Annotated in this window: 33 protein-coding genes; all 33 read left to right on the top strand. The window is 63.9% G+C overall.

Annotated elements, in window-relative coordinates:
- The first annotated feature begins 36 nt into the window (after window positions 1-36).
- The 33 genes from rpsG to guaA all read left to right on the top strand — a co-directional run bounded on the left by rpsG (window position 37) and on the right by guaA (window position 24,247).
- Complete coding sequence (rpsG, locus tag NYR55_RS13480) at window positions 37-507, top strand: 30S ribosomal protein S7 (protein ID WP_260022040.1); 471 nt, start codon at window positions 37-39, stop codon at window positions 505-507.
- 95 nt (window positions 508-602) lie between these two features.
- On the top strand, window positions 603-2,696 hold the full coding sequence (gene fusA / locus NYR55_RS13485) for an elongation factor G (RefSeq protein ID WP_260022042.1): 2,094 nt from the start codon (window positions 603-605) through the stop codon (window positions 2,694-2,696).
- A gap of 101 nt (window positions 2,697-2,797) precedes the next feature.
- The gene (gene tuf, locus NYR55_RS13490) at window positions 2,798-3,994 is read left to right on the top strand and encodes an elongation factor Tu (protein WP_260022043.1); all 1,197 of its coding nucleotides are present in this window, start codon (window positions 2,798-2,800) and stop codon (window positions 3,992-3,994) included.
- A gap of 321 nt (window positions 3,995-4,315) precedes the next feature.
- Window positions 4,316-4,627: a 30S ribosomal protein S10 gene (rpsJ, locus tag NYR55_RS13495; protein WP_260022044.1), complete on the top strand. Its 312-nt coding sequence runs from the start codon at window positions 4,316-4,318 to the stop codon at window positions 4,625-4,627.
- 289 nt (window positions 4,628-4,916) lie between these two features.
- Window positions 4,917-5,672, top strand: coding sequence for a 50S ribosomal protein L3 (gene rplC, locus NYR55_RS13500; protein ID WP_260022045.1), 756 nt, complete (start codon window positions 4,917-4,919; stop codon window positions 5,670-5,672).
- A 3-nt stretch (window positions 5,673-5,675) separates the two neighbouring features.
- On the top strand, window positions 5,676-6,299 hold the full coding sequence (gene rplD, locus NYR55_RS13505; protein ID WP_260022046.1) for a 50S ribosomal protein L4: 624 nt from the start codon (window positions 5,676-5,678) through the stop codon (window positions 6,297-6,299).
- Window positions 6,292-6,609 (top strand): 50S ribosomal protein L23, encoded by a 318-nt coding sequence (locus NYR55_RS13510; protein ID WP_260022047.1) that lies wholly within the window; start codon window positions 6,292-6,294, stop codon window positions 6,607-6,609. Before rplD ends, NYR55_RS13510 begins: the two co-directional genes overlap by 8 nt.
- A gap of 5 nt (window positions 6,610-6,614) precedes the next feature.
- Entirely contained in the window at window positions 6,615-7,466 is an 852-nt protein-coding gene (gene rplB / locus NYR55_RS13515) for a 50S ribosomal protein L2 (protein ID WP_260022048.1), read from the top strand.
- Window positions 7,467-7,471: 5 nt separating this feature from the next.
- Entirely contained in the window at window positions 7,472-7,750 is a 279-nt protein-coding gene (gene rpsS, locus NYR55_RS13520) for a 30S ribosomal protein S19 (protein WP_260022049.1), read from the top strand.
- Window positions 7,750-8,127, top strand: coding sequence for a 50S ribosomal protein L22 (rplV, locus tag NYR55_RS13525; RefSeq protein ID WP_260022050.1), 378 nt, complete (start codon window positions 7,750-7,752; stop codon window positions 8,125-8,127). Before rpsS ends, rplV begins: the two co-directional genes overlap by 1 nt.
- A complete protein-coding gene (rpsC, locus tag NYR55_RS13530) occupies window positions 8,127-8,834 on the top strand; it encodes a 30S ribosomal protein S3 (RefSeq protein ID WP_260022051.1) in 708 nt (235 codons plus the stop codon). Before rplV ends, rpsC begins: the two co-directional genes overlap by 1 nt.
- A 15-nt stretch (window positions 8,835-8,849) precedes the next feature.
- Window positions 8,850-9,281, top strand: coding sequence for a 50S ribosomal protein L16 (rplP, locus tag NYR55_RS13535; RefSeq protein WP_260022053.1), 432 nt, complete (start codon window positions 8,850-8,852; stop codon window positions 9,279-9,281).
- A gap of 5 nt (window positions 9,282-9,286) precedes the next feature.
- Window positions 9,287-9,490, top strand: a complete 204-nt coding sequence (rpmC, locus tag NYR55_RS13540; protein ID WP_260022054.1) for a 50S ribosomal protein L29 — start codon at window positions 9,287-9,289, stop codon at window positions 9,488-9,490.
- A gap of 11 nt (window positions 9,491-9,501) precedes the next feature.
- Window positions 9,502-9,756 carry a 30S ribosomal protein S17 gene (rpsQ, locus tag NYR55_RS13545; protein ID WP_260022055.1) on the top strand — a complete coding sequence of 85 codons (255 nt, stop codon included), beginning with the start codon at window positions 9,502-9,504 and terminating at the stop codon, window positions 9,754-9,756.
- Window positions 9,757-9,812: 56 nt separating this feature from the next.
- Window positions 9,813-10,181: a 50S ribosomal protein L14 gene (gene rplN, locus NYR55_RS13550; RefSeq protein ID WP_260022056.1), complete on the top strand. Its 369-nt coding sequence runs from the start codon at window positions 9,813-9,815 to the stop codon at window positions 10,179-10,181.
- Window positions 10,181-10,498 (top strand): 50S ribosomal protein L24, encoded by a 318-nt coding sequence (gene rplX, locus NYR55_RS13555; RefSeq protein ID WP_260022057.1) that lies wholly within the window; start codon window positions 10,181-10,183, stop codon window positions 10,496-10,498. The genes rplN and rplX overlap by 1 nt, the downstream gene beginning before the upstream one ends.
- The gene (gene rplE, locus NYR55_RS13560; RefSeq protein WP_260022058.1) at window positions 10,491-11,072 is read left to right on the top strand and encodes a 50S ribosomal protein L5; all 582 of its coding nucleotides are present in this window, start codon (window positions 10,491-10,493) and stop codon (window positions 11,070-11,072) included. Before rplX ends, rplE begins: the two co-directional genes overlap by 8 nt.
- Before the next feature lie 25 nt (window positions 11,073-11,097).
- Entirely contained in the window at window positions 11,098-11,403 is a 306-nt protein-coding gene (rpsN, locus tag NYR55_RS13565) for a 30S ribosomal protein S14 (RefSeq protein ID WP_260022059.1), read from the top strand.
- 11 nt (window positions 11,404-11,414) lie between these two features.
- A complete protein-coding gene (rpsH, locus tag NYR55_RS13570) occupies window positions 11,415-11,810 on the top strand; it encodes a 30S ribosomal protein S8 (protein ID WP_260022060.1) in 396 nt (131 codons plus the stop codon).
- On the top strand, window positions 11,810-12,343 hold the full coding sequence (gene rplF, locus NYR55_RS13575) for a 50S ribosomal protein L6 (protein WP_260022062.1): 534 nt from the start codon (window positions 11,810-11,812) through the stop codon (window positions 12,341-12,343). The genes rpsH and rplF overlap by 1 nt, the downstream gene beginning before the upstream one ends.
- Window positions 12,343-12,699, top strand: a complete 357-nt coding sequence (gene rplR / locus NYR55_RS13580) for a 50S ribosomal protein L18 (protein ID WP_260022064.1) — start codon at window positions 12,343-12,345, stop codon at window positions 12,697-12,699. The genes rplF and rplR overlap by 1 nt, the downstream gene beginning before the upstream one ends.
- A gap of 1 nt (window position 12,700) precedes the next feature.
- Complete coding sequence (gene rpsE / locus NYR55_RS13585) at window positions 12,701-13,405, top strand: 30S ribosomal protein S5 (RefSeq protein ID WP_260022066.1); 705 nt, start codon at window positions 12,701-12,703, stop codon at window positions 13,403-13,405.
- A gap of 5 nt (window positions 13,406-13,410) precedes the next feature.
- The gene (rpmD, locus tag NYR55_RS13590) at window positions 13,411-13,590 is read left to right on the top strand and encodes a 50S ribosomal protein L30 (RefSeq protein ID WP_260022067.1); all 180 of its coding nucleotides are present in this window, start codon (window positions 13,411-13,413) and stop codon (window positions 13,588-13,590) included.
- A gap of 115 nt (window positions 13,591-13,705) precedes the next feature.
- On the top strand, window positions 13,706-14,251 hold the full coding sequence (gene rplO, locus NYR55_RS13595) for a 50S ribosomal protein L15 (RefSeq protein WP_260022390.1): 546 nt from the start codon (window positions 13,706-13,708) through the stop codon (window positions 14,249-14,251).
- A 166-nt stretch (window positions 14,252-14,417) separates the two neighbouring features.
- The gene (secY, locus tag NYR55_RS13600; RefSeq protein ID WP_260022069.1) at window positions 14,418-15,764 is read left to right on the top strand and encodes a preprotein translocase subunit SecY; all 1,347 of its coding nucleotides are present in this window, start codon (window positions 14,418-14,420) and stop codon (window positions 15,762-15,764) included.
- A gap of 46 nt (window positions 15,765-15,810) precedes the next feature.
- Window positions 15,811-16,467, top strand: a complete 657-nt coding sequence (locus NYR55_RS13605) for an adenylate kinase (RefSeq protein ID WP_260022072.1) — start codon at window positions 15,811-15,813, stop codon at window positions 16,465-16,467.
- 324 nt (window positions 16,468-16,791) lie between these two features.
- Window positions 16,792-17,160, top strand: coding sequence for a 30S ribosomal protein S13 (rpsM, locus tag NYR55_RS13610; RefSeq protein ID WP_260022074.1), 369 nt, complete (start codon window positions 16,792-16,794; stop codon window positions 17,158-17,160).
- 58 nt (window positions 17,161-17,218) lie between these two features.
- The gene (gene rpsK / locus NYR55_RS13615) at window positions 17,219-17,608 is read left to right on the top strand and encodes a 30S ribosomal protein S11 (RefSeq protein ID WP_260022076.1); all 390 of its coding nucleotides are present in this window, start codon (window positions 17,219-17,221) and stop codon (window positions 17,606-17,608) included.
- A gap of 106 nt (window positions 17,609-17,714) precedes the next feature.
- Window positions 17,715-18,779 carry a DNA-directed RNA polymerase subunit alpha gene (locus NYR55_RS13620; protein WP_260022077.1) on the top strand — a complete coding sequence of 355 codons (1,065 nt, stop codon included), beginning with the start codon at window positions 17,715-17,717 and terminating at the stop codon, window positions 18,777-18,779.
- A 193-nt stretch (window positions 18,780-18,972) separates the two neighbouring features.
- A complete protein-coding gene (gene rplQ / locus NYR55_RS13625) occupies window positions 18,973-19,395 on the top strand; it encodes a 50S ribosomal protein L17 (RefSeq protein WP_260022078.1) in 423 nt (140 codons plus the stop codon).
- A gap of 388 nt (window positions 19,396-19,783) precedes the next feature.
- The gene (locus NYR55_RS13630; RefSeq protein ID WP_260022079.1) at window positions 19,784-21,943 is read left to right on the top strand and encodes a prolyl oligopeptidase family serine peptidase; all 2,160 of its coding nucleotides are present in this window, start codon (window positions 19,784-19,786) and stop codon (window positions 21,941-21,943) included.
- 94 nt (window positions 21,944-22,037) lie between these two features.
- Window positions 22,038-22,640, top strand: coding sequence for a hypothetical protein (locus NYR55_RS13635; RefSeq protein ID WP_260022080.1), 603 nt, complete (start codon window positions 22,038-22,040; stop codon window positions 22,638-22,640).
- 50 nt (window positions 22,641-22,690) lie between these two features.
- On the top strand, window positions 22,691-24,247 hold the full coding sequence (guaA, locus tag NYR55_RS13640; RefSeq protein WP_260022081.1) for a glutamine-hydrolyzing GMP synthase: 1,557 nt from the start codon (window positions 22,691-22,693) through the stop codon (window positions 24,245-24,247).
- Window positions 24,248-24,421 lie beyond the last annotated feature (174 nt).

Genomic DNA, 24,421 nt, shown 5'->3' on the forward strand with positions numbered 1-24,421 from the left:
TTCCGGACCGGCCGAAGTTCTAGAAGGAAATCTAAGATGGCTCGTCGTCGTCGTCCCGAAAAGCGGGAAATTCTGCCGGATCCCAAGTTCGGGGATGTGGTTCTGTCCAAGTTCATGAACAGCGTGATGCTGGACGGCAAGAAGTCCGTCGCCGAAAGCATCGTCTATGGTGCGCTGGAAACCGTCGAGACGCGTGCAAAGCGCGATCCGCTGGGCGTGTTCCACGATGCGCTGAACAACATCAAGCCGGGCATCGAAGTCCGCAGTCGCCGCGTCGGCGGTGCGACCTATCAGGTGCCGGTGGAAGTGCGTCCGGAACGTGCCCAGGCGCTGGCGATCCGCTGGCTGATCTCGTCGGCCCGTAACCGCAGCGAAAACACCATGGCCGCCCGCCTGTCGGGTGAGCTGATGGATGCCGCCAACAATCGCGGCAACGCGGTGAAGAAGCGGGAAGATACGCACCGGATGGCGGAAGCCAACCGCGCGTTCAGCCACTACCGCTGGTAACAGCGGGGCAGCGAAGCCTTTCGCTGGTAACAAACTGTCCTATATATTGGGGAGCCGGGCGGTCCGGCTCCCCACATCCTTAAGGAACCACGACCATGGCCCGCAGCCATCCGCTCGAGCGCTATCGCAACATCGGCATCATGGCGCACATCGATGCCGGCAAGACGACGACGACCGAGCGTATTCTTTATTACACCGGCAAGTCGTACAAGATCGGCGAAGTGCACGAAGGCACGGCCACCATGGACTGGATGGAGCAGGAGCAGGAGCGCGGGATCACGATCACGTCTGCTGCCACCACCTGTTTCTGGAAGGCGCAGGATGGTCAGGGCGAAGAGCACCGGATCAACATCATCGACACCCCCGGCCACGTCGACTTCACCATTGAAGTCGAACGTTCGCTGCGCGTGCTCGACGGCGCGGTCGCCTGCTTCGACGGCGTTGCCGGCGTTGAGCCGCAGTCGGAAACCGTGTGGCGTCAGGCCGACAAGTACGGCGTGCCGCGCATGTGCTTCGTCAACAAGCTCGACCGGACCGGTGCCGACTTCTATTACTGCGTGAACTCGATCATCGAGCGTCTGGGCGCACGTCCGGCGGTCCTGTATCTGCCGATCGGCATCGAAGGCGGCTTCAAGGGCCTGGTCGATCTGGTCGAGAACCGCGCGATCATCTGGCTCGAAGAATCGCTGGGTGCGAAGTTCGAATATCAGCCGATCCCCGACGACATGGCCGAAAAGGCTGCGAAGTATCGCAGCGAGCTGATCGAAATGGCCGTCGAGCAGGACGACGCGCTGATGGAAGCTTATCTCGAGGGCAACGAGCCTTCGGTGGCCGACCTCAAGAAGCTGATCCGCAAGGGTACGCTCGAAATGGCGTTCGTGCCGATCGTCTGCGGCTCGGCGTTCAAGAACAAGGGCGTGCAGCCCCTGCTCGACGCCGTGGTCGACTATCTGCCCAGCCCGCTGGACATTCCGCCGGTCGAAGGCGTCAAGATGGACGGCGAGACCAAGGACAGCCGCAAGGCTGACGACAGCGAGCCGTTCTCGGCGCTGGCGTTCAAGATCATGAACGACCCGTTCGTCGGCTCGCTGACCTTTGCCCGCATCTACTCCGGCAAGCTGGAGAAGGGCACCGTGCAGAACACGGTGAAGGACAAGAAGGAAAAGATCGGCCGCATGCTGCTGATGCATGCGAACAACCGTGAAGACATCGACGTCGCCTATGCCGGTGACATCGTCGCCATCGCGGGCCTGAAGGAAACGACGACGGGCGACACGCTGTGCGCGCCGACCGCGCCGATCATCCTTGAGCGGATGGAATTCCCCGATCCCGTGATCGAGCTGTCGGTGGAACCGAAGACCAAGGCCGACCAGGAAAAGATGGGCATCGCGCTCAACCGCCTGGCTGCCGAGGATCCCTCGTTCCGCGTGTCGACCGACCATGAAAGCGGTCAGACGATCATCAAGGGCATGGGTGAACTTCACCTGGAAATCCTGGTCGATCGCATGCGCCGCGAATTCAAGGTCGAGGCGAATGTCGGTGCGCCGCAGGTGGCCTATCGCGAATATCTGGCGAAGCCGGTCGAGCTGACCTACACCCACAAGAAGCAGTCGGGTGGTTCGGGCCAGTTCGGCGAAGTGAAGGTCAAGCTCGTCCCCGGCGAGCGCGGCTCGGGCTTCGTGTTCCATGACGAGATCAAGGGCGGCAACATCCCGCGCGAATATATCCCGTCGGTGGAAAAGGGCTTCCGCGAAACGGCCGAGACGGGCTCGCTGATCGGCTTCCCGATCATCGATTTCGCCGTCCACCTGATCGACGGCAAGTATCACGACGTCGACTCTTCGGCGCTGGCGTTCGAAATCTGCGCCCGCGGCGCGATGCGTGAAGCGGCCCAGAAGTCGGGCATCAAGCTCCTCGAGCCGATCATGAAGGTCGAGGTGGTGACGCCGGAAGATTATCTGGGCGACGTCATCGGCGACATGAACTCGCGTCGTGGCCAGATCCAGGGCACCGACAGCCGGGGCAATGCCCAGGTGGTCGAGGCGATGGTGCCGCTGGCCAACATGTTCGGCTATGTGAACCAGCTGCGCTCGTTCACCCAGGGCCGGGCGCAATATTCGATGCAGTTCAGCCATTACGACGAAGTGCCGCAGAATGTGGCGGATGAAGTGAAGGCGAAGCTCGCCTAACCGTCAGGTTGGTGCTGGCATAAACGTTAATCAGCCGCTATGGGGCCGCGTTCCGGCGATTCCCCTTGGCGGCGCGGGATATGATCAGAAGGTAGGAAACAATGGCAAAGGCAAAGTTTGAGCGGAACAAACCGCACCTCAACATCGGCACCATCGGTCACGTCGACCATGGCAAGACGTCGCTGACGGCCGCGATCACCAAGGTTCTGGCTGAAAACGTCGCCGGCAACGCAGCCGTCGATTTCGCCAACATCGACAAGGCGCCGGAAGAGCGTGAGCGCGGCATCACCATCTCGACCGCGCACGTCGAGTATGAAACCAACACGCGCCACTATGCGCACGTCGACTGCCCCGGCCACGCCGACTATGTGAAGAACATGATCACCGGCGCGGCGCAGATGGACGGCGCCATCCTGGTGGTTGCCGCCACCGACGGCCCGATGCCGCAGACCAAGGAGCACATCCTGCTCGCCCGTCAGGTCGGCGTGCCCACCATGGTCGTGTTCCTGAACAAGGTTGACCTGGTCGACGACGAGGAAATCCTCGAGCTGGTCGAAATGGAAATCCGTGAAGAACTGTCCAAGCGCGAGTTCGACGGCGACAACATTCCGATCATCCGCGGTTCGGCCACTGCCGCCCTGTCGGGTTCCGACGACAAGCTGGGCAAGGACGCGATCCTGGCCCTGATGGCTGCCGTCGACGAATCGATCCCGCAGCCGGAGCGTCCGCTGGACAAGCCGTTCATGATGCCGATCGAAGACGTGTTCTCGATCTCGGGTCGCGGCACCGTGGTGACCGGCCGTGTCGAAACCGGCATCGTCAAGGTTGGCGACGAAGTCGAAATCATCGGCATCCAGGAAGCGGTCCGCAAGACCGTCGTGACCGGCGTCGAAATGTTCCGCAAGCTGCTCGATCAGGGCCAGGCCGGCGACAACATCGGTGCGCTGATCCGCGGCGTCGGCCGTGAAGAAGTCGAGCGTGGTCAGGTTCTGGCCAAGCCGGGTTCGATCAAGCCGCACACCGAATTCCAGTCGGAAGTGTACGTGCTGTCGAAGGACGAAGGTGGCCGTCACACGCCGTTCTTCGCTAACTATCGTCCGCAGTTCTACTTCCGCACCACGGACGTCACCGGCACGGTGGTTCTGCCCGAGGGTACGGAAATGGTCATGCCCGGCGACAACGTCGCGCTCGGCGTCAAGCTGATCGCCCCGATCGCCATGGACATCGGTCAGCGTTTCACCATCCGTGAAGGCGGCCGCACCGTCGGCGCTGGCGTGGTTGCGTCGATCGACAAGTGATCTGACGCCCTTTCAGGGGCTTTGGAACGGAATTGGCCCGGCCTTCCCTTGGGGGAGGCCGGGCTTTTTCTATGCCGCAGCGGGGGACGGGCGGGCACCGGATTGGCGCCCGTCAGCGGCCAGGCACAACCGTCAGCGGTGGCTCATCTGCCTGGATAGAGCGGCGCATCGCGCGGGGCAGGGGATCTTTGCATAAAGGCCGCAGAATCCTGGCCGCACCCCCTTGCCAATCCGGGCTCGCCCCTGTAATGGCCCGCCTCCAGTTTAACGCAACAGCATGAACCCCGGTCACGGGGTCCGCTCTTTCGCATCGGTAGGGACATGGAAGCTCAGAATATCCGTATTCGCCTGAAGGCGTTCGACCATCGCGTGCTCGATCAGGCAGCTGGCGATATCGCCGATACTGCCCGTCGCACCGGCGCTCTGATCCGTGGTCCCATTCCGCTGCCCACGCACATCGACAAGTTCACCGTCAACCGCGGCCCGCACATCGACAAGAAGTCGCGCGAGCAGTTCGAGACGCGCACCTACAAGCGCCTGCTGGACATCGTTCAGCCGACGCCGCAGACGGTCGACGCGCTGATGAAGCTCGATCTGGCCGCTGGCGTTGACGTGGAGATCAAGCTGGCGTAATGCGCCGCTTCCATTAAGAGATTCGCGCTCCCGCTGGTCGGTGAGCGGTTCATCCTCGGATCGGTCCAGTACCGCGGCAAGGATGGCACGGAGGGTCCGCCCTCTCACGAATTAGGGATACCGCCGGGACGGCCTCGCAAGAGAATGGCCCGGGACTGCGTCCCCCGTCTTGTCCCGCATTCGTGCGGGGCAGCCCAGCCCGGACGGGGGCTCGCATCGCATTTTGGGTTGGACGTCACGCCCGTGATGGCATCTCGCCATTGCGGGCCTCTGTATAGGAGCATGGGTCATGCGCACTGGCGTGATCGCGAAGAAATTGGGGATGACCCGCCTGTTCCAGGATGACGGCCGTCACGTGCCCGTCACTGTCCTGGCGCTGGAGGGGGTTCAGGTGGTTGCACAGCGCACCGCCGATCGGGATGGCTACACCGCCATCCAGCTGGGCGCAGGCAGCGCCAAGGCCAAGAATGTCGCCAAGCCGCAGCGCGGCCATTTCGGCAAGGCCGAAGTGGAGCCGAAGGCGGTGCTGTGCGAGTTCCGCGTGGACGAGGACGGTCTGGTCGATGTGGGCGCGGAAATCTCCGCCGACCACTTCGTCGCCGGTCAGTATGTCGACGTGTCGGGCCGCACCCAGGGTAAGGGTTTCGCCGGCGCCATGAAGCGCTGGGGCTTCGGCGGTCTGCGCGCCACGCACGGCGTGTCGGTCAGCCACCGTTCGCACGGTTCGACCGGTAACCGTCAGGATCCGGGCCGCGTCTTCAAGAACAAGAAGATGGCCGGTCACATGGGCGACCGCAATCGCACGCAGCAGAACCTGGAAATCGTTTCGACCGATGTCGAGCGTGGCCTGATCTTCGTGAAGGGCTCCGTGCCCGGTCACAAGGGTGCGTGGCTGATCGTCAAGGATGCGGTGAAGCTGCCGCGCCATGCCGATGCGCCGTTCCCTGCCGCGATCAAGAGCGCCAGCAACAACAATGATGCCCCCGCTGACACGCCCGCCACGGACGTTGCTGCGGTCGAGGCGACCGAAGGCCAGGAGGGCTAAACCATGAAGGTCAAGGTTCAGACCCTCGACGCTGCTGCGGCAGGCGATATCGAGCTGAAGGACGAAGTGTTCGGCGTCGAGCCGCGTGCCGACATCCTGCACCGCGTCGTCACCTGGCAGCTGGAAAAGCGTCGCGGCACCGCTCGCGGCACGCGTGAGCGCAGCGATGTGGCCCGTTCCGGCAAGAAGCTGGGCCGGCAAAAGGGCGGCGGCGTCGCCCGTCACGGCGATCGCCGGGCTCCGGTGTTCGTCGGCGGTGGTAAGGCGCACGGTGCCCGTGTTCGCGACTTCGATCCGTCGCTGAACAAGAAGATCCGCGCGCTGGGCCTCAAGATGGCGCTGTCGAGCCATGCCAAGGCGGGCTCGCTGGTCATCGTCGAAACGCTGGGCGGTGCGGAAAAGACCAAGGAGCTGAAGGGCAAGTTTGCCAAGCTCGGCTTTGGCAAGACCGCGCTGGTCATCGATGGCGAGCAGGTCGAATACGGCTTCGCTCTGGCCAGCCGCAACCTGCCGGGCGTCAACGTCCTGCCCGCCGTCGGCGCGAATGTGTACGACATCCTGAAGCATGACACGCTGGTGCTGACCCGCGCGGCTGTCGAAAAGCTGGAGGCCCGCTTCCATGGCTAAGAAGCCGACCAAGGCGGCGGTCGACACCCGCCATTACGATGTGATCGTGGCTCCCCACATCACGGAAAAGTCGACGCTCGTGTCCGAGCATAACGCAGTGGTCTTCAAGGTGGCGGGCGATGCGTCCAAGCCGGAGATCAAGGCTGCGGTCGAGGCGCTGTTCAACGTCACCGTCACGGGCGTGAACACGCTGGTGCAGAAGGGCAAGACCAAGCGGTGGAAGGGTGCTCCCTATCGCCGTTCGGACGTGAAGAAGGCGATCGTGACGCTGAAGGACGGCGATTCCATCGACGTCACGACGGGGATCTGAGGCACATGGCACTCAAGCATTACAATCCGACCTCGCCGGCCCGCCGCGGGCTGATCCTGGTCGACCGTTCGGGCCTGCACAAGGGCGCGCCGATCAAGGCGCTGACCGAGGGCAAGCGCAAGACCGGCGGCCGCAACAACAAGGGCCATGTGACGTCGCGCGGTATCGCCGGCGGTCACAAGCAGCGCTATCGTATCATCGATTTCAAGCGCCGCCTGTGGGACGTCGAAGGGACCGTGGAACGGATCGAATATGATCCCAACCGCACCGCCTTCATCGCGCTGGTCAACTATGGCGCGGACGAAGCTGGCAAGGATCGTCTGGCCTATATCATCGCGCCGCAGCGTCTTGGCGTTGGCGACAAGGTGGTCGCTGGCAAGAAGACCGACGTGAAGCCGGGCAATGCCATGGAACTGGGCCAGATGCCGGTCGGCACCATCGTCCACAATGTGGAGATGAAGCCGGGCAAGGGCGGTCAGATCGCCCGTTCGGCCGGCACCTATGTGCAGGTCGTTGGCCGCGACAAGGGCATGGTCATTGTCCGCCTGAATTCGGGTGAACAGCGCTATATCCACGCGAACTGCATGGCCACGGTCGGTGCCGTGTCCAATCCGGACAACGCCAACACCAACCTTGCCAAGGCTGGCCGCAACCGCTGGCTGGGCAAGCGCCCGCTGACCCGCGGCGTTGCCAAGAACCCGGTCGATCACCCCCATGGCGGTGGTGAAGGCCGGACCTCGGGCGGCCGTCATCCGGTCACCCCGTGGGGCAAGCCGACCAAGGGTGCGCGCACCCGCCACAACAAGGCGACGGACAAGATGATCATCCGTTCGCGCCACGCGAAGAAGAAGGGCTAATCGACATGGCTCGTTCGGTTTGGAAGGGTCCGTTCGTCGACCTTCATCTGCTGAAAAAGGCGGAAACCGCCCAGGAACAGGGCAATCGCGCCGGTCCGATCAAGACCTGGTCGCGTCGCTCGACGATCCTGCCGCAGTTCGTCGGTCTGACGTTCAACGTCTATAACGGCCGCAAGTTCGTGCCTGTCTCGGTCAACGAGGACATGGTCGGCATGAAGCTGGGTGAATTCGCGCCGACCCGGTATTTCCCGGGTCACGCCGCCGACAAGAAGGGTAAGCGCTGATGAGCAAGCAAGCAGCCCCCCGCCGGGTCGCCGCCAATGAGGCGCTGGCCGTCGGCACCACCATCCGTGGTTCGGCTCAGAAGCTGAACCTGGTTGCTGGCCTGATCCGTGGCCGCAAGGTTGGCGATGCGATGAACATCCTTGCGTTCAGCAAGAAGGCGATGGCCGTCGATGCGCGCAAGGTGCTGGCTTCGGCGATCGCCAATGCGGAAAACAACCACAATCTCGATGTCGACGCGCTCGTCGTCGCCGAGGCGTCGGTTGGCAAGTCGATCACGATGAAGCGGTTCGCCACGCGCGGCCGCGGCAAGTCCACCCGCATCCTGAAGCCGTTTTCGCGGCTTCGCATTGTCGTGCGCGAGCAGGAAGAAGCATAATGGGTCAGAAATCGAACCCCATCGGTCTGCGCCTGCAGATCAACCGCACCTGGGACAGCCGCTGGTTCGCGGAAGGCCATGACTATGGCCGGCTGCTGCTGGAGGATCTGAAGATCCGCAAGTACATCATGGAAACGCTGCCCCAGGCCGCGATTTCCAAGGTGGTGATCGAGCGTCCGGCCAAGCTGTGCCGCGTGTCCATCTATGCTGCGCGCCCCGGCGTGATCATCGGCAAGAAGGGCGCGGACATCGAAAAGCTGCGCAAGAAGCTGGGCAGCTTCACGTCCAGCGACGTCAGCCTGAACATCGTCGAAATCCGCAAGCCGGAAATCGACGCCAAGCTGGTGGCGCAGGGCATTGCCGATCAGCTGGAGCGCCGTATCGCGTTTCGCCGCGCCATGAAGCGCGCCGTTCAGTCGGCGATGCGTCTGGGCGCAGAGGGCATCCGCATCAACTGCGGCGGCCGTCTGGGCGGCGCTGAAATCGCCCGCACCGAATGGTATCGCGAGGGCCGGGTGCCGCTGCACACGCTGCGCGCGAACGTCGATTATGCCGAAGCGCAGGCGCACACCGCTTATGGTGTCTGCGGCGTGAAGGTGTGGATCTTCAAGGGCGAGATCCTGGGCCATGATCCGATGGCGCAGGACCGTCTGATGCTGGAATCGCAGACCTCGGGCGTCCGCCCGGCGCGCGAAGACCGGCGCTAAGGGGCTTAGAGGACAATGCTGCAACCAAAGCGCACCAAGTTCCGCAAGGCGTTCAAGGGCCGCATCCATGGCGATGCCAAGGGTGGCACCACGCTGAACTTCGGTTCCTATGGCCTGAAGGCGATGGAGCCGGAGCGGATCACCGCCCGCCAGATCGAAGCGGCCCGCCGCGCGATCACGCGTCACATCAAGCGTCAGGGCCGTCTCTGGATCCGCATCTTCCCCGATGTGCCGGTTTCGTCCAAGCCCGCCGAAGTCCGCATGGGCTCGGGTAAGGGTTCGCCGGAATACTGGGTCGCCCGCGTCAAGCCGGGCCGTATCCTGTTCGAGCTGGACGGCGTTGCCGGCCCGCTGGCGGCAGAAGCGTTCGAGCGTGCGGCGATGAAGCTGCCGATCAAGGTCAAGGTCGTGGCGCGTCTCGGCGACACGTCGCACCTGGAGGGTTGAGGACAATGACCAAGCCTGCAGATATCCGCGCGCAGAGCGACGACCAGCTGGTCGAGACGCTGGGCCAGCTGAAGCGGGAGGCATTCAACCTTCGCTTCCAGGCCGCCACTGCGCAGCTTGAAAAGGCGAGCCGCGTGCGCGAAGTGCGCCGCGACATCGCCCGCATCAAGACCATTCAGAACGAGCGTTCGCGCTCGGCTGCGAAGTAAGAGGAAGAACCATGCCGAAGCGCGTGCTGACCGGGAACGTGGTTTCCGACAAGGGCGACAAGACCGTGGTCGTGCTGGTGGAGCGCAAGGTGAAGCACCCGCTCTACGGCAAGATCATCCGTCGTTCGAAGAAGTATCATGCCCATGACGAGGGCAATGAGTATCGCGAGGGCGAGACCGTGCGCATCGAAGAGACTGCGCCGATCTCGAAGCTCAAGACGTGGAAGGTCGTTGGGCGCGTCGGCGCCGATACGTCCGCCGCTTGATATCGAAGGCGGGGCAGGGTCGGAATCCTGCCCTATAGTGAGAAGGAACCGGATCAATGATCCAGATGCAGTCGAATCTCGACGTCGCTGACAACAGCGGCGCGAAGCGGGTGCAGTGCATCAAGGTGCTGGGCGGATCGAAGCGTCGCTTCGCGTCCGTGGGCGACATCATCGTCGTCAGCATCAAGGAAGCACAGCCCCGTGGCAAGGTTAAGAAGGGCGACGTTCACCGCGCGGTGATCGTCCGCACGGCCAAGGACGTGCGCCGCGCCGATGGCTCGGTAATCCGTTTCGACGGCAACGCCGCCGTGCTGATCAACAAGAACGAGGAGCCGATCGGCACCCGTATCTTTGGCCCGGTCGTCCGCGAACTGCGCTCGCGCGGGTTCATGAAGATCATCTCGCTCGCGCCGGAGGTGCTGTAATGGCTGCCGCTCGCATCAAGAAGGGTGACCAGGTCATCGTCCTGTCCGGCAAGGACAAGGGCAAGACCGGTGAGGTCGTCAAGTCGTTGCCGAAGGACGGCAAGGTTGTCGTGTCGGGCGTCAATGTCGCCACGCGCCACCGCAAGCCCACCCAGGCAAACCCGCAGGGTGGCCTTGAGCGCACCGAAGCCCCGCTGCACGTCTCGAAGGTTGCGCATGTGACCGCTGACGGCAAGCCGACCCGCGTCCGCTTCGAGGAGCGCGACGGCAAGAAGGTCCGCGTGGCGGTCAAGACCGGAGACGTGATCAATGGCTGACAAGTACACCCCCCGCCTGCGCAAGCTGTATGACGACAAGATCGTCAAGGCGATGACCGAGAAGTTCGGCTACAAGAACGCGCTTGAAGTTCCGCGGATCGAAAAGATCGTGCTGAACATGGGCGTTGGCGAAGCGACCCAGGACAAGAAGCGCGTCGAACAGGCCGCTCAGGAAATGGAACTGATCGCCGGCCAGAAGCCCGTGGTGACCAAGGCCAAGAAGTCGATCGCGCAGTTCAAGCTGCGTGAAGGCATGGCGATCGGTTGCAAGGTGACGCTGCGTCGCGAGCGGATGTACGAGTTTCTCGACCGCTTCGTCACGATCGCGCTGCCCCGTGTGCGCGACTTCCGTGGCCTGAACCCCAAGTCGTTCGACGGCCGTGGCAACTATGCCTGCGGCATCAAGGAACAGCTGGTGTTCCCCGAAATCAACTATGACCGGATCGACAAGGTCCGCGGTATGGATGTGATCGTGACCACCACTGCAAAGACCGATGAGGAAGCGCGCGAGCTGCTTCGTCTGTTCGGCTTCCCCTTCATCGGCATGACCGGTGAAGAGAAGCAGGCTGCATAAGAGTTAGGAAAGAGAGCTTAAGTCCATGGCGAAACTGAGTTCGATCAACAAGAACGAGCGTCGCAAGCAGCTGGTGAAGAAGTATGCCGGCAAGTATGCGAAGCTGAAGGCGACGGCCAATGACCAGTCGCTCGATGAAACCGAGCGTCTGATCGCGCGGCTCAAGATGGCCGAGATACCCCGCAACGGGAACCCGACCCGCATCCGCAACCGCTGCGAACTGACGGGTCGTCCGCGCGGCTATTATCGCAAGTTCCGTCTCGCCCGCGTCATGCTGCGTGAATTGGCCAATAAGGGCATGATTCCCGGCGTCACCAAGTCGAGCTGGTAAGGATCACTGGTATGGCATTGACCGATCCCCTGGGTGATATGCTCACCCGTATCCGCAACGGCCAGCGCGCGCGCAAGGACAGTGTCCTGACGCCGGCGTCGAAGCTGCGCGTCCGCGTGCTCGACGTGCTGCAGCGTGAAGGATACATCCGTGGCTACAGCGAAGAGCAGATGGGCCCCGCGGCCGGCATCCGCATCGAGCTGAAGTATTTCGAAGGCCAGCCGGCGATCAAGCATGTCGCCCGCGTGTCCAAGCCCGGCCGCCGGATCTATTCCGGTGCGCAGGAGTTGCCGCGCGTGCGCAACGGCCTTGGCATCACCATCGTCTCGACGCCCAAGGGCGTTCTGTCCGACGCCGAAGCGCGCGAACAGAATGTCGGCGGCGAAGTGCTGGCGGAGGTATTCTGATGAGCCGCATTGGCAAGAAGCCGGTTTCCGTGCCGGCCAACGTCACCGCCAGCATCGACGGGCGCATCCTGTCGGTCAAGGGGCCGAAGGGCACCCTGACGCTGCCGCTGCGGGACGAAATCAGCTACACGGTCGAGGATGGCGGCATTGTCGTCCAGCCCGCGAACGGGACCAAGCAGGCCCGCGCCTTCTGGGGCATGCAGCGCACGATGGTGCAGAACCTCGTCACCGGCGTGACCGAGGGTTTCACCAAGAAGCTGCTGATCACCGGCGTCGGTTATCGCGCCGCGTCGCAGGGCAAAGTGCTGAAGCTGCAGCTGGGCTATTCGCACGATGTGAATTTCGACATCCCGGAAGGGATCGAAATCAAGACCCCGGATCAGACCACGGTCGAAATCTCGGGCATCGACAAGCAGAAGGTCGGCCAGGTGGCCGCGGAGATCCGTCGTTGGCGCAAGCCGGAGCCCTATAAGGGCAAGGGCATCAAGTATGACGGCGAGTTCATCTTCCGCAAGGAAGGGAAGAAGAAGTAATGACCAAGGGTCTCTCTCTGTTCGAAAAGCGGCGCCGCCGGAACCGCACTGCGCTGCGCGCACGTGCCGGTGGCCGTCCGCGTCTGTCGGTGCATCGTTCCGGCAAGCACATCTATGCCCAGGTGATCGACGACGCCGCTGGCCGCACGCTGGCTGCTGCTTCGTCGCTGGACAAGGATCTGCGCGGTCAGACCGGCGCAACCACCTCTGCTGCGGCAGAAGTCGGCAAGCGCCTGGCCGAAGCGGCGAAGGCCGCTGGCGTCACCCAGGTGGTGTTCGATCGTGGCGGCTTCCTGTTCCACGGTCGGGTAAAGGCGCTGGCGGAAGCTGCGCGCGAAGGCGGATTGGAGTTCTAACATGGCTGACGAGATCATTCAGGGCGCGCCCGCCGAGGGCGAGAACGCCGGTGGCGCTCGTCGCGGCCGTGGTGGCCGGGGCGGCGGCGGCGGTGACCGCGGCGGTCGTGGCCGCGAGGGTGGCCGGGGTCGTCGCGACGAACGCGGTGGCCGCGGTGCCGAGGACGGTGGCGAAGAGCTGATCGAAAAGCTCGTGCACATCAACCGCGTGTCCAAGACGGTGAAGGGCGGCAAGCGCTTCGGCTTTGCGGCGCTGGTCGTCGTGGGCGACGGCAAGGGCCGGGTCGGCTTCGGTCATGGCAAGGCGCGCGAAGTGCCGGAAGCCATTTCGAAGGCGACGGCTTCTGCAAAGAAGAAGATGGTCCGCGTTCCGCTGAAGGAAGGCCGGACGCTGCACCATGACGGTGCGGGTCACTTCGGCGCAGGCCGCGTGTATGTCCGTTCGGCGCCTGCCGGTACTGGCATCATTGCCGGCGGTCCGATGCGCGCCGTGTTCGAATCGCTGGGTGTCGCCGACGTCGTCACCAAGTCGATCGGCACGTCCAACCCCTACAACATGATCCGTGCGACCTTTGAGGCGCTGGTCGAACAGACCAGCCCCAAGTCGGTGGCGCAGCGTCGCGGCAAGAAGGTCGCTGACCTGCTCGGCCGTGGCGGCGCGGACAAGGCCGAGGCGGAAGCCGACGCCGCTGCGATCGCGGAGTAATCATCATGGCGAAGATCAAAGTTCAGCAGATCGGCTCGCCGATCCGCCGCACCAAGGATCAGCGCGCGACGCTGATCGGCCTGGGCCTCAACAAGATGCACCGGGTCAGCGAGCTTGAAGATACCCCCGAGGTTCGGGGCATGATCGCCAAGCTGCCGCACATGGTGAAGGTGCTGGAGGGCTAAGGCCCTTCGCACGGCCCGATCCCCGATTTCCGGGGTGACAAATACCGGACGGGGGGCTAATGGCCCCCCTTCCACTTTTTCCAACGCGCGACAAAAGCGAAAGCGAGTGCAGATCATGAAGCTGAACGAACTCACCGACAATCAGGGCGCCCGTCACCGCAAGATGCGGGTCGGCCGCGGCATCGGCTCCGGCAAGGGCAAGACCGCCGGGCGCGGCCAAAAGGGTCAGAAGAGCCGCGAGGGCGTCTCCATCAACGGCTTCGAGGGCGGTCAGATGCCGCTCCACATGCGGTTGCCGAAGCGTGGCTTCAACAACATCTTCGCCAAGGATTATGCCGAGGTGAACCTGGGCGCGATCCAGAAGGCGGTCGATGCCGGCAAGCTGGAAGCGGGCGCATCGCTCGATCACGCCGCGCTGAAGGCGGCGAACCTGGCCCGTGGCGGCAAGGACGGCGTCCGTCTGCTCGGCAAGGGCGAACTGACCGCGAAGCTCAGCTTCGTCGTCGCCGGTGCCTCCAAGTCGGCGATCGAAGCCGTCGAAAAGGCCGGCGGTTCGGTTCAGGTGATCGAAGTCGTCCCGGCCAACGAAAAGGCTGCTGCCAAGAAGGGCAAGACCCGCGAGGCGCGCCTGGCTGCCAAGGCCGAGAAGAAGAAGGGCTGATTTGCGGGCGGCGGGGGATCCTTCGGGGTTCCCCGCGCTCCATTCGGGGGTTCGGGCCTGCCAGCGCCCGTCGCATCCCCGTTAGACATCCCCGCATCACCACCTATATGGACGGCGGGAGGGCGGCAGGACATCCGCCGCACGTGTTTCCGGGACGAACATTCATATGGCATCCGCAGCCGATCAACTGGCCACCAATCTGAGCCTGTCGAAATTTTCGAAGGCGACCGACCTTAAAAAGCGCCTCTGGTTCACCATCGGCGCGCTGATCGTGTTCCGGCTGCTCAGCTATGTGCCGCTGCCCGGCATCGACCCGGTCGGTCTGCAGGGGCTGGCCGATCGCGCATCGGGCGGCGTGCTTGAATTCTTCAACAATTTTTCGGGCGGTGCGCTTGAACGGGCCAGCCTGATCGCGCTGGGCGTCATGCCCTATATCACCGCCTCCATCGTCGTTCAGCTGGCCAGCTCGCTGGCGCCGCAGCTCGCGGCGCTCAAGAAAGAGGGCGAAAGCGGGCGCAAGAAGCTCAATCAGTACACCCGCTACGGCACCGTCGGCCTGACGATCGTGCAGGGCTGGTTCATCGCCACCGGGCTTGAGGCGGGCGGCGCGGTAGTCGATCCCGGCATGCTGTTCCGCGTCGGCGCGGTCATCAGCCTCGTTGGCGGCACCATGTTCCTGATGTGGCTGGGCGAACAGATCACCAGCCGCGGCATCGGCAACGGCATTTCGCTGATCATCATGGCGGGCATCGTCGCCAACCTGCCGGTCACGCTGGCCCAGCTGTTCGAAGGGGGTCGGACCGGCTCCACGACGCCGCTGGTCATCCTGTCGACCGTTGCGGCCGTCGTCCTGCTCGTCCTGTTCATCTGCTTCATGGAACGGGCGCAGCGCCGCATCCTCATTCAGTACCCCAAGCGCCAGACCGCGCGGGGGATGCAGGCGGAACGCAGCCACCTGCCGCTGAAGATCAATACCGCCGGCGTCATTCCGCCGATCTTCGCCTCGTCGCTGCTGCTGATGCCGCTGACGATCAGCCAGTTTGCCGGCGCCTCGGCGACCAGCGACACCTGGTGGGGCAATGCCATCGTCACGCTGAACCAGTATCTGACGCATGGCAGCCCGGTGTACATGGCGCTCTATGGCCTCGGCATCATCTTCTTCTGCTTCTTCTACACCGCGATCGTGTTCAATCCGGAAGAGACGGCGGAAAACCTCAAGCGGTATGGCGGGTTCATCCCCGGCATCCGTCCGGGCAAGAATACCGAGAACTATTTCGATTACGTGCTGACGCGCATCACGGTGATCGGTGCGGCCTATCTGACCGTGCTCTGCCTGGTGCCGGAATATCTGATCGCCAGCCTTGGCATCCCCTTCTATCTGGGCGGGACTAGCCTTCTGATCGTGGTCAACGTAACCATGGACACGGTAACGCAGATCCAGTCGCACCTGCTGGCGCACCAGTATGGCGACCTGATCAAGAAGGCGAAGCTGAAAGGGGGCCGTCTGCGCTGACCGGCGATAGCCGGGCGCAGAGGGCGGCAAGAGGGGATTGCAAGGCGTGAACATCATCCTGCTGGGGCCTCCGGGGGCGGGCAAGGGCACTCAGGCTGCGCGCCTGGTTGCCGAACGCGGCATGGTTCAGCTGTCGACCGGCGACATGCTGCGCGCCGCGGTCAAGGCCGGCACCCCGACCGGGCTGAAGGCAAAGGCAGTGATGGAATCCGGCGCGCTGGTTTCCGACGAAATCGTGTCCGGCATCATTGGAGAGGCGCTGGACGCGCTGTCGGCGGGGCAGGGGGTCATCTTCGATGGCTATCCCCGCACCGCGGCCCAGGCCGAATCCCTCGAAACCCTGCTGTCCGACCGCGCCCGCAAGCTCGACCATGTGATCGAGCTGGTGGTGGATGAGGATGCGCTGGTCGAACGCATCGTCGGCCGCTTCACCTGCGCGAACTGCGGCGCGGGCTATCACGACACGTTCAACCGGCCCAAGGTGGACGGCGTGTGCGACAGCTGCGGCGGCACCGAATTCAAGCGCCGCGCCGACGATAACGAGGAAACCGTGCGCACGCGCATGGCCGAATATCGCGCCAAGACCGCACCGATCCTGCCCATCTATGACGCGCGCGGCATCGTCCAGCGCGTCGATGGCATGGCTCCGATCGCAGAGGTCACCGATGCGATCGAGGCGATCCTGGACGGCAAGTCGGCCTGATCCGCGCCGCTGGACGGGTCCGGCAGCGCCCTCTGGTGTCTCTATGCCCCGCCCGATGGCCCATGCCATGGGTGCCGGGAAAGCCGTGCCGGGACAGAACGATTGGCCGCCGGGGCATGCCCCCTGCAAAGTGGCTTGACAGGCGATGCGTCGCTTGACAGCCGGGCGGTCTCGCTCTAGTTGAGCGCACTTCCGGTTCAGCGGCAGTGCCGACGGCGCGTAGTTTGCGTGTCCGTCCATGTCGTGCGTTCCGGAAAGCAATGCTGAGAGATAGGGTATCCGTCTAGCCATGCGATGCCCTGTGGAGCTGGGAGAAACAGATTCATGGCACGTATTGCGGGTGTTAACATCCCGACCAACAAGCGCGTGGTCATCGCGCTGCAGTATATTCACGGCATCGGCCCGGCAAAGGCCAAGCAGATCACGGACAAGCTGGGCATCGCTGCCGAGCGCCGCGTCCAGGATCTGACCGATCAGGAAGTGCTGCAGATCCGCGAAACCATCGACGCCGATCACACGGTTGAAGGCGATCTGCGCCGTGAAACCGCGATGAACATCAAGCGCCTGATGGACCTGGCCTGCTATCGCGGCCTGCGTCATCGCAAGGGCCTGCCGGTCCGTGGCCAGCGCACGCACACCAATGCGCGCACCCGCAAGGGCAAGGCCAAGCCGATCGCCGGCAAGAAGAAGTAAATCGCGCAGGGGCGCGACCGTCGCCCCTTGATCGAACGGATTAGGGTCAGGATACACCATGGCACGTGAACCGCAGCGCATTCGCCGTCGCGAGCGCAAGAACATCACCTCTGGCGTCGCGCACGTGAACGCCAGCTTCAACAACACCATGATCACCATCACCGATGCTCAGGGCAATGCGATCAGCTGGTCGTCCGCCGGCATGATGGGGTTCAAGGGCTCGCGCAAGTCGACGCCCTATGCCGCGCAGGTCGCGGCCGAAGACGCCGGCAAAAAGGCCGCCGAACACGGCGTGCGTACGCTGGAAGTGGAAGTTAAGGGTCCGGGTTCGGGCCGCGAATCGGCGCTTCGCGCGCTGCAGGCGGTCGGTTTCCAGATCACGTCGATCCGCGACGTGACCCCGATCCCGCACAATGGCGTTCGCCCGTCCAAGCGCCGCCGCGTCTGATTGCTTGATTGCCGTCGGATCGGTCGGCGCGGATTGGCCCGCGCGACCGGTCCGTTTCGGATTATTGGCGGGAGCCGCCCAATCCCGCCCAACCTAGGGGAAGCCCGTGTCTGTCAACGCTAAGAACTGGCAGGAACTGAAAAAGCCCAACGGCCTTGAAAAAAAGGCCGGTGGCGATCCCAAGCGCAAGTCCACTTTCGTCGCGGAGCCGCTTGAGCGCGGGTTCGGCCTGACGCTGGGCAATGCGCTGCGTCGCGTCCTTCTGTCGTCGCTGCAGGGCGCGGCCGTCACCTCGATCAAGATCGAGAACGTGCTGCACGAATTCTCGTCGCTGGCCGGTGTTCGTGAAGACGTGACCGACATCGTGCTGAACGTGAAGCAGATCGCGCTCAAGATGCAGGGCGAAGGGGCCAAGCGGCTCCAGCTGTCGGCCACCGGTCCTGCCGAAGTGAGGGCGGGCGACATTGCGGTGACCGGCGATATCGAGGTGATGAACCCCGATCTGGTCATCTGCAATCTCGACGATGGCGCCACGCTGAACATGGAACTGACCGCCGACACGGGCAAGGGCTATGTCCCCGCCGCGTCGAACCGTCCGGCCGATGCGCCGATCGGTCTGATCCCCGTCGATGCGCTGTATTCGCCGGTCCGTCAGGTTAGCTACAAGGTGGAAAACACCCGCGTCGGCCAGGAACTGGACTATGACAAGCTGACGCTGACCATCGAAACCGATGGCACCGTCACGCCGGAAGATGCGCTCGCCTATGCCGCGCGGATCCTTCAGGACCAGCTGGCGCTGTTCGTCCACTTCGACGATTCGGCGATGACCCGCGCTGCTGCCCCGGTGACGGGCATGGCGGCGGCTGCTCCGGAAGCCGCTGGCGACACCGCGACGATCAACCGCTATCTGCTCAAGAAGGTGGACGAGCTGGAACTGTCGGTTCGCAGCGCCAACTGCCTCAAGAACGACAACATCATCTATATCGGCGATCTGGTTCAGAAGACCGAGGCGGAGATGCTGCGCACGCCGAATTTCGGCCGCAAGTCGCTCAACGAGATCAAGGAAGTGCTGTCCAGCATGGGCCTTCGTCTCGGTATGGAAATCCCCGGCTGGCCGCCCGAGAATATCGAGGAAATGGCCAAGAAGCTGGAACAGGAGATCCTCGGCTGATCGCTGCGGAATGGCGCGAGCTATTCCGCAACGGTCGATCAGCCCGGCCAGCGGGGCCGAAAGGCCCCGTCTGACGACGCGGCTTCGCCGCGGCGGGCCGAGTCAAAAGATAGGCAAAGGGTGCTGGCCTTTAACAGCACCAGGCTTGGGGTCCCGTAAGACGGCCCCCTGACGAACGAAGAAGGAAATACCCATGCGTCATCGTGTCGGCGGCCGTAAGCTGCAGCGTACTTCGGCCCATCGCGCCGCCCTGTTCCGCAACATGGCGGCCGCGCTCATCAAGCATGAGCAGATCACGACCACGGTCGCCAAGGCCAAGGAACTGCGCCCCTATGTCGAGCGTCTGGTGACGCTGGCCAAGCGCGGTGGCCTGTCCAACCGTCGTCTGGCCCATGCGCGCCTGCTCGACGATGCGCAGCTGGTCAAGCTGTTCGACGTGCTGGCCCCGCGTTATGCGGACCGCGCCGGCGGCTATACCCGCATCATCAAGGCGGGCATCCGCGCCTCGGACGCCAGCCCCATTGCAATCATCGAATTCGTCGACCGCGACGTGTCGGCCAAGGGTCAGGATTCCGGCCCGGTGATGACCGATGAGGGTCTGGAAGAAGCCGCCTGATCGGCGTCTGATCCAACCGATTGAAAAGGGGGCGGTTGCAGCGATGCAGCCGCCCTTTTTCGTTGGACGGTCGCCGCACGGTGCAATGGCGGGCCGCGCTCCCGCGAAAGCGGAAGCCCAGAGCGGCAAGGCTGCGTCCGCCTGAGCACCTGCGCTTCCAATGTAGGATTTGGCGTGATCTAACCTCGGCGATGTCCCCTCAACCCTTCCTGCCGCAGGCGTCCTGCCCCGACGATCGACAGCAACGCCGCGGCGACGCTCCATGCACGCGCCTGTCACCCGCCAGAAAACCCCTCCATTCTGTCAAAACTGTCAGCCGCTCCTGCGCTCCGCTTGACGCTCGTTCCGATGCCAATAGGGTGTCGCCATCCCGAAACCGGAGTTTCCCATGCGCCGTTCGTCGATCCTCGCCCTGCCGCTGCTGTTCGCTGCCCCGATTGCGTCTGCTGCCGACCCGTCCAAGGAACCTGCCCCGACCATGACCGCCCCCATCGCCTATCCCGAAACCCGCGCCACGGATGTTGTCGATGAGGCGTTCGGGCAAAAGGTCGCCGATCCCTATCGCTGGCTGGAAAACGACGTCCGCACGGACAAGGATGTCGCCGCCTGGGTCGCGGCCCAGAACAAGGTGACGGACGCCTATCTCGCCACGCTGCCCGGCCGCGACGTCTTCGCTGGCCGGCTCAAGGCGTTGTTCGACTATGAACGGTTCGGCCTGCCGGAGAAAAAGGGCGGCCGTTATTTCTATTCCCGCAACTCCGGGCTTCAGAACCAGTCGGTGCTTTATGTCCGCGACAGCCTGGACGGGCAGGGCCGGGTGCTGATCGATCCCAATGGCTGGTCGTCCGATGGCGCCACCGCGCTGGCCGAATGGCTGCCGTCAGAGGATGGCAAGCTGCTCGCCTACTCCATCCAGGATGGCGGCAGCGACTGGCGCACGGTCAAGGTGCTCGACGTCGCCACCGGCAAGGTGCTGGACGACGAGGTGAAATGGGCCAAGTTCACCATGGGCGCATCCTGGGCCAAGGATGGCAGCGGCTTTTTCTATTCCCGCTACCCCGAACCGCCTGCGGACGCCCAGTTTCAGGCGCTGAATGAAAACCACAAGGTCTATTTCCATAAGCTTGGCACGCCGCAAAGCGCCGACCGGCTGGTCTATTCGACCCCCGATGCGCCAAAGCTCAGCCATTATTCCGGCATCACCGATGATGGCCGCTATCTGGTGATCAGCACGACCGAGGGTACCGACAACAAGAACATGGTGCACATCGTCGATCTTCAGGCCAGCGACTGGACGGCCAAGCCGATCGTCGCCGAACTGAAGAACGATTGGTCCGCAATCGGCAATGTCGGCACCACTTTCTATTTCTCCACCGATTTCGGTGCCCCGCGCAGCCGGATCATGGCCATCGACATCGCCTCTGCCGATCTGAAGCCGCGTGAAGTGGTGGGCCAGCAGGAAGCGACATTGGGCGGTGCCAGCATCGTCGGCCAGCGGCTGATGCTCAGCTATCTGGTGGATGCCAAGACAGAGGTTCGTCGGTATCTGCTCGACGGAAAGCCGGATGGCACCGTCGCATTGCCCGGCATCGGCACTGCCTCCGGCTTTGGCGGCGATCCAAAGGATGGGGAAACGTTCTTCGCCTTTACCAGCTTCAATTATCCGACCACCGTCTTCCGCTATGACGTGACAACCGGAAAGGCGACGCCCTGGGCCCAGCCCAAGGTCGAGTTCGACCCCGCGCAATATTCGGTCGAACAGCGTTTCTATGCGTCGAAGGACGGGACAAAGGTGCCGATGTTCGTCGTCCGCAAAAAAGACGTGACCGGCCCCGCACCGACTCTGCTCTATGCCTATGGCGGGTTCAACGTGCCCGTGCTGCCCAGCTTCTCCTCGGCCCGCATCGCCTGGCTGGAACAGGGCGGGGTGCTGGCGGTCGCCAACATCCGCGGCGGCGGCGAATATGGCAAGGCGTGGCACGATGGCGGACGGCTCGCCAACAAGCAGAACGTCTTCGACGATTTCATCGCGGCGGGCGAATATCTGAAGAAGGAAGGGATCACCGGCAAGGACGGGCTGGTCATTCAGGGCGGATCCAATGGCGGCCTGCTGGTCGGTGCCGTCACCAATCAGCGGCCGGACCTGTTCGCCGCGGCACTGCCCGCTGTGGGCGTGATGGACATGCTCCGCTTCGACCGGTTCACCGCCGGGCGCTACTGGGTCGATGACTATGGCTATCCGTCGAAGGAAGCGGACTGGAAGGTGCTGCGCGCCTATTCGCCCTATCACAACATCGCCGCGGGCAAGGATTATCCCGCGATCCTGGTGACCACCGCCGATACCGACGACCGCGTGGTGCCGGGCCACAGCTTCAAATATGCCGCCGCGCTTCAGGCGGCGGAGATCGGGGCAAAGCCGCACCTCATCCGCATCGAAACCCGCGCCGGCCACGGTTCGGGCAAGCCGACGGACAAGGTGATCGAGGAATATGCCGACCTCTGGGCCTTTGCCGCGAAATGGACAGGGCTGGAGGTGAAGGCGCAATAACGCTGCCGTTCAGCCCTGCGACAGCACGAATCGTCCATTCCGCCATCGGAACAAGCCCGGCCGGTCATGGCCGGGCGGGACAAGGACGATGGTGATGGCGAACGGCATGATGCGGTTTGGCGGCGGGATGGCAGCGGCGCTGGCGGTGGCCAGCATGGCCGCCCCGGCCGAGGCGCGCGACTGGCGCGGGCGCGGCGGCTGGGGCCATGACCGCCACCGCGGCGACCGGATCGATGGCGGCGACGTCCTGCTGGGCGCGCTGCTGGCGGGCGGCGTCATCGCCATCGCATCAGCCGCATCGCGCACCAATCGCGATCGCGACGTCTATCGCGACGCTCCCCCGCCGCCGCCGCAGCCGCAGGCGGACTATGACGATGGCCGCTACACGGACGATGGCTATGCCGATGCGCCGGATGACCGCTATGGCCGACCGGCATCGGGCAGGATCGCCAGCGGCGCGGCCGATGCCGCAACCGACGCCTGCGCCACTGCGGCAGAGGCAGAGGGCAGGGGCTTTGCCCGCGTGGCACAGGTCCAGTCGATCGACGCGGTCGACCCCGACGATCGCGGCGGCTGGTACGTCGCCGGGACGCTGGGCCTGCGCGACGGCTATCAGGGCGGATCGACGCGCAGCTATCGCTTCCGCTGCATGATGCCGGGCGATGGCCAGCCCAATGTGCGGATCGACGGGATTTGATATCGGTTCACTGGCTGGACAGGTTGGAACGGGGTGATTATCGCCCCGCCATGAGCCAGCCCAGCCAGACCATCCTCATCGTCGATTTCGGCAGCCAGGTAACCCAGCTGATCGCACGCCGCGTGCGGGAAGCCGGGGTCTATTCCGAAATCGCTCCGTTCAGCAGCGCCGCCGAGGCTTTCGAACGGATGAAGCCGGCCGGCGTCATTCTCTCCGGCTCTCCGGCTTCGGTGCTGGATACGGGCAGCCCGCGCGCCCCCGATGCGATTTTTGCCAGCGGCGTGCCGGTGCTCGGCATCTGCTATGGCCAGCAGACGATGATGCACCAGCTCGGCGGCCAGGTGGTGCTGGGCGACAGCGGCGAGTTTGGTCGGGCGTTCATCGAAATCCACGACGATTGCGCGCTGTTCGACGGCCTGTGGGCGCCGGGCGAAACGCATCAGGTGTGGATGAGCCATGGCGACAAGGTGACGGCGCTGGCCGATGGTTTCCGCGTGGTCGCCACCTCGCCCGGCGCGCCCTATGCCGTCATCGCCAATGACGACCGCCGCTATTACGCGATGCAGTTCCACCCGGAGGTGGTGCACACCCCGGATGGTGCAAAGCTGCTCGCCAATTTCGTCCGCCATGTCTGCGGCTGTTCGGGCGACTGGTCGATGGCGGAGTTTCGCGCGACCAAGATTGCCGAAATCCGCGCGCAGGTCGGCAGCGGCCGCGTGATCTGCGGGCTGTCCGGCGGGGTCGATTCGGCCGTGGCGGCAGTGCTGATCCATGAGGCGATCGGCGAACAGCTGACCTGCGTGTTCGTCGATCATGGCCTGATGCGGGCGGGTGAGGCGGATCAGGTCGTCTCGCTGTTCCGCGGCGCGTACAATATCCCCCTGGTCCATGTGAACGCCGAAACGCTGTTCCTGTCCGGTCTGGCCGGCGTCACCGACCCGGAGGCCAAGCGCAAGTTCATTGGCAAGACGTTCATCGACGTGTTCGAGGACGAGGCGCGCAAGATCGGCGGTGCGGACTTTCTGGCTCAGGGCACGCTGTACCCCGACGTTATCGAAAGCGTCAGCTTCACCGGCGGGCCGAGCGTCACGATCAAAAGCCACCACAATGTCGGCGGCCTGCCCGAACGCATGAACATGCAGCTGGTCGAGCCGCTCCGCGAACTGTTCAAGGACGAGGTCCGCGCACTGGGCCGCGAACTTGGCCTGCCCGACATCTTTGTCGGCCGCCACCCGTTCCCCGGACCGGGCCTGGCCATCCGCATCCCCGGTGAGGTGACCAAGGAACGCTGCGATATCCTGCGCAAGGCGGATGCGATCTATCTTGAGGAAATCCGCACTGCGGGCCTGTACGACACCATTTGGCAGGCATTTGCCGTGTTGCTGCCCGTCCGCTCCGTCGGCGTGATGGGGGATGGCCGCACCTATGACAATGTCCTGGCGCTGCGGGCGGTTACCAGCACGGACGGCATGACTGCCGAAGCGTTCAGCTTCCCCGGCGATTTCCTGCCCCGCGTCGCCACCCGCATCATCAACGAAGTGCGCGGCATCAATCGCGTCACCTATGACTATACCAGCAAGCCGCCCGGCACGATCGAATGGGAATGACCGGCTCCGACGGCCGGTGATCCAGCCGAACACCGGGGCCGTCGCATAATCACTGCGCCACTGGATGACGCTGGAATGGCGACGATCATCGCCGCGCGGCAGGTGACTTGGCGATCGATTGCGATGCGGATAACCGTTTCGGCGTCGGCCTCGACATATTGCGGCGTCGATAAC

The organism is Sphingomonas sp. BGYR3, from assembly GCF_025153455.1.
Taxonomy (GTDB): domain Bacteria; phylum Pseudomonadota; class Alphaproteobacteria; order Sphingomonadales; family Sphingomonadaceae; genus Sphingomonas.

Excerpts from the sequence above, each read along its gene's own strand:
- rplD (WP_260022046.1), top strand. The coding sequence starts at position 5,676 with ATGAAGGTCAAGGTTCAGACCCTCGACGCTGCTGCGGCAGGCGATATC.
- rpsM (WP_260022074.1), top strand. The coding sequence starts at position 16,792 with ATGGCACGTATTGCGGGTGTTAACATCCCGACCAACAAGCGCGTGGTC.
- rplR (WP_260022064.1), top strand. The coding sequence starts at position 12,343 with ATGACCAAGGGTCTCTCTCTGTTCGAAAAGCGGCGCCGCCGGAACCGC.
- rpsE (WP_260022066.1), top strand. The coding sequence starts at position 12,701 with ATGGCTGACGAGATCATTCAGGGCGCGCCCGCCGAGGGCGAGAACGCC.
- rplP (WP_260022053.1), top strand. The coding sequence starts at position 8,850 with ATGCTGCAACCAAAGCGCACCAAGTTCCGCAAGGCGTTCAAGGGCCGC.
- rpsS (WP_260022049.1), top strand. The coding sequence starts at position 7,472 with ATGGCTCGTTCGGTTTGGAAGGGTCCGTTCGTCGACCTTCATCTGCTG.
- rpsC (WP_260022051.1), top strand. The coding sequence starts at position 8,127 with ATGGGTCAGAAATCGAACCCCATCGGTCTGCGCCTGCAGATCAACCGC.
- rplN (WP_260022056.1), top strand. The coding sequence starts at position 9,813 with ATGATCCAGATGCAGTCGAATCTCGACGTCGCTGACAACAGCGGCGCG.
- rpsG (WP_260022040.1), top strand. The coding sequence starts at position 37 with ATGGCTCGTCGTCGTCGTCCCGAAAAGCGGGAAATTCTGCCGGATCCC.
- rpsN (WP_260022059.1), top strand. The coding sequence starts at position 11,098 with ATGGCGAAACTGAGTTCGATCAACAAGAACGAGCGTCGCAAGCAGCTG.
- guaA (WP_260022081.1), top strand. The coding sequence starts at position 22,691 with ATGAGCCAGCCCAGCCAGACCATCCTCATCGTCGATTTCGGCAGCCAG.
- rplX (WP_260022057.1), top strand. The coding sequence starts at position 10,181 with ATGGCTGCCGCTCGCATCAAGAAGGGTGACCAGGTCATCGTCCTGTCC.
- rplQ (WP_260022078.1), top strand. The coding sequence starts at position 18,973 with ATGCGTCATCGTGTCGGCGGCCGTAAGCTGCAGCGTACTTCGGCCCAT.
- rpsQ (WP_260022055.1), top strand. The coding sequence starts at position 9,502 with ATGCCGAAGCGCGTGCTGACCGGGAACGTGGTTTCCGACAAGGGCGAC.
- rplC (WP_260022045.1), top strand. The coding sequence starts at position 4,917 with ATGCGCACTGGCGTGATCGCGAAGAAATTGGGGATGACCCGCCTGTTC.
- rpsJ (WP_260022044.1), top strand. The coding sequence starts at position 4,316 with ATGGAAGCTCAGAATATCCGTATTCGCCTGAAGGCGTTCGACCATCGC.
- rplB (WP_260022048.1), top strand. The coding sequence starts at position 6,615 with ATGGCACTCAAGCATTACAATCCGACCTCGCCGGCCCGCCGCGGGCTG.
- tuf (WP_260022043.1), top strand. The coding sequence starts at position 2,798 with ATGGCAAAGGCAAAGTTTGAGCGGAACAAACCGCACCTCAACATCGGC.
- secY (WP_260022069.1), top strand. The coding sequence starts at position 14,418 with ATGGCATCCGCAGCCGATCAACTGGCCACCAATCTGAGCCTGTCGAAA.
- rpmC (WP_260022054.1), top strand. The coding sequence starts at position 9,287 with ATGACCAAGCCTGCAGATATCCGCGCGCAGAGCGACGACCAGCTGGTC.
- rplE (WP_260022058.1), top strand. The coding sequence starts at position 10,491 with ATGGCTGACAAGTACACCCCCCGCCTGCGCAAGCTGTATGACGACAAG.
- rpsH (WP_260022060.1), top strand. The coding sequence starts at position 11,415 with ATGGCATTGACCGATCCCCTGGGTGATATGCTCACCCGTATCCGCAAC.
- rplF (WP_260022062.1), top strand. The coding sequence starts at position 11,810 with ATGAGCCGCATTGGCAAGAAGCCGGTTTCCGTGCCGGCCAACGTCACC.
- fusA (WP_260022042.1), top strand. The coding sequence starts at position 603 with ATGGCCCGCAGCCATCCGCTCGAGCGCTATCGCAACATCGGCATCATG.
- rpmD (WP_260022067.1), top strand. The coding sequence starts at position 13,411 with ATGGCGAAGATCAAAGTTCAGCAGATCGGCTCGCCGATCCGCCGCACC.
- NYR55_RS13635 (WP_260022080.1), top strand. The coding sequence starts at position 22,038 with ATGGCGAACGGCATGATGCGGTTTGGCGGCGGGATGGCAGCGGCGCTG.
- rpsK (WP_260022076.1), top strand. The coding sequence starts at position 17,219 with ATGGCACGTGAACCGCAGCGCATTCGCCGTCGCGAGCGCAAGAACATC.
- rplV (WP_260022050.1), top strand. The coding sequence starts at position 7,750 with ATGAGCAAGCAAGCAGCCCCCCGCCGGGTCGCCGCCAATGAGGCGCTG.
- NYR55_RS13630 (WP_260022079.1), top strand. The coding sequence starts at position 19,784 with ATGCGCCGTTCGTCGATCCTCGCCCTGCCGCTGCTGTTCGCTGCCCCG.
- NYR55_RS13510 (WP_260022047.1), top strand. The coding sequence starts at position 6,292 with ATGGCTAAGAAGCCGACCAAGGCGGCGGTCGACACCCGCCATTACGAT.
- rplO (WP_260022390.1), top strand. The coding sequence starts at position 13,706 with ATGAAGCTGAACGAACTCACCGACAATCAGGGCGCCCGTCACCGCAAG.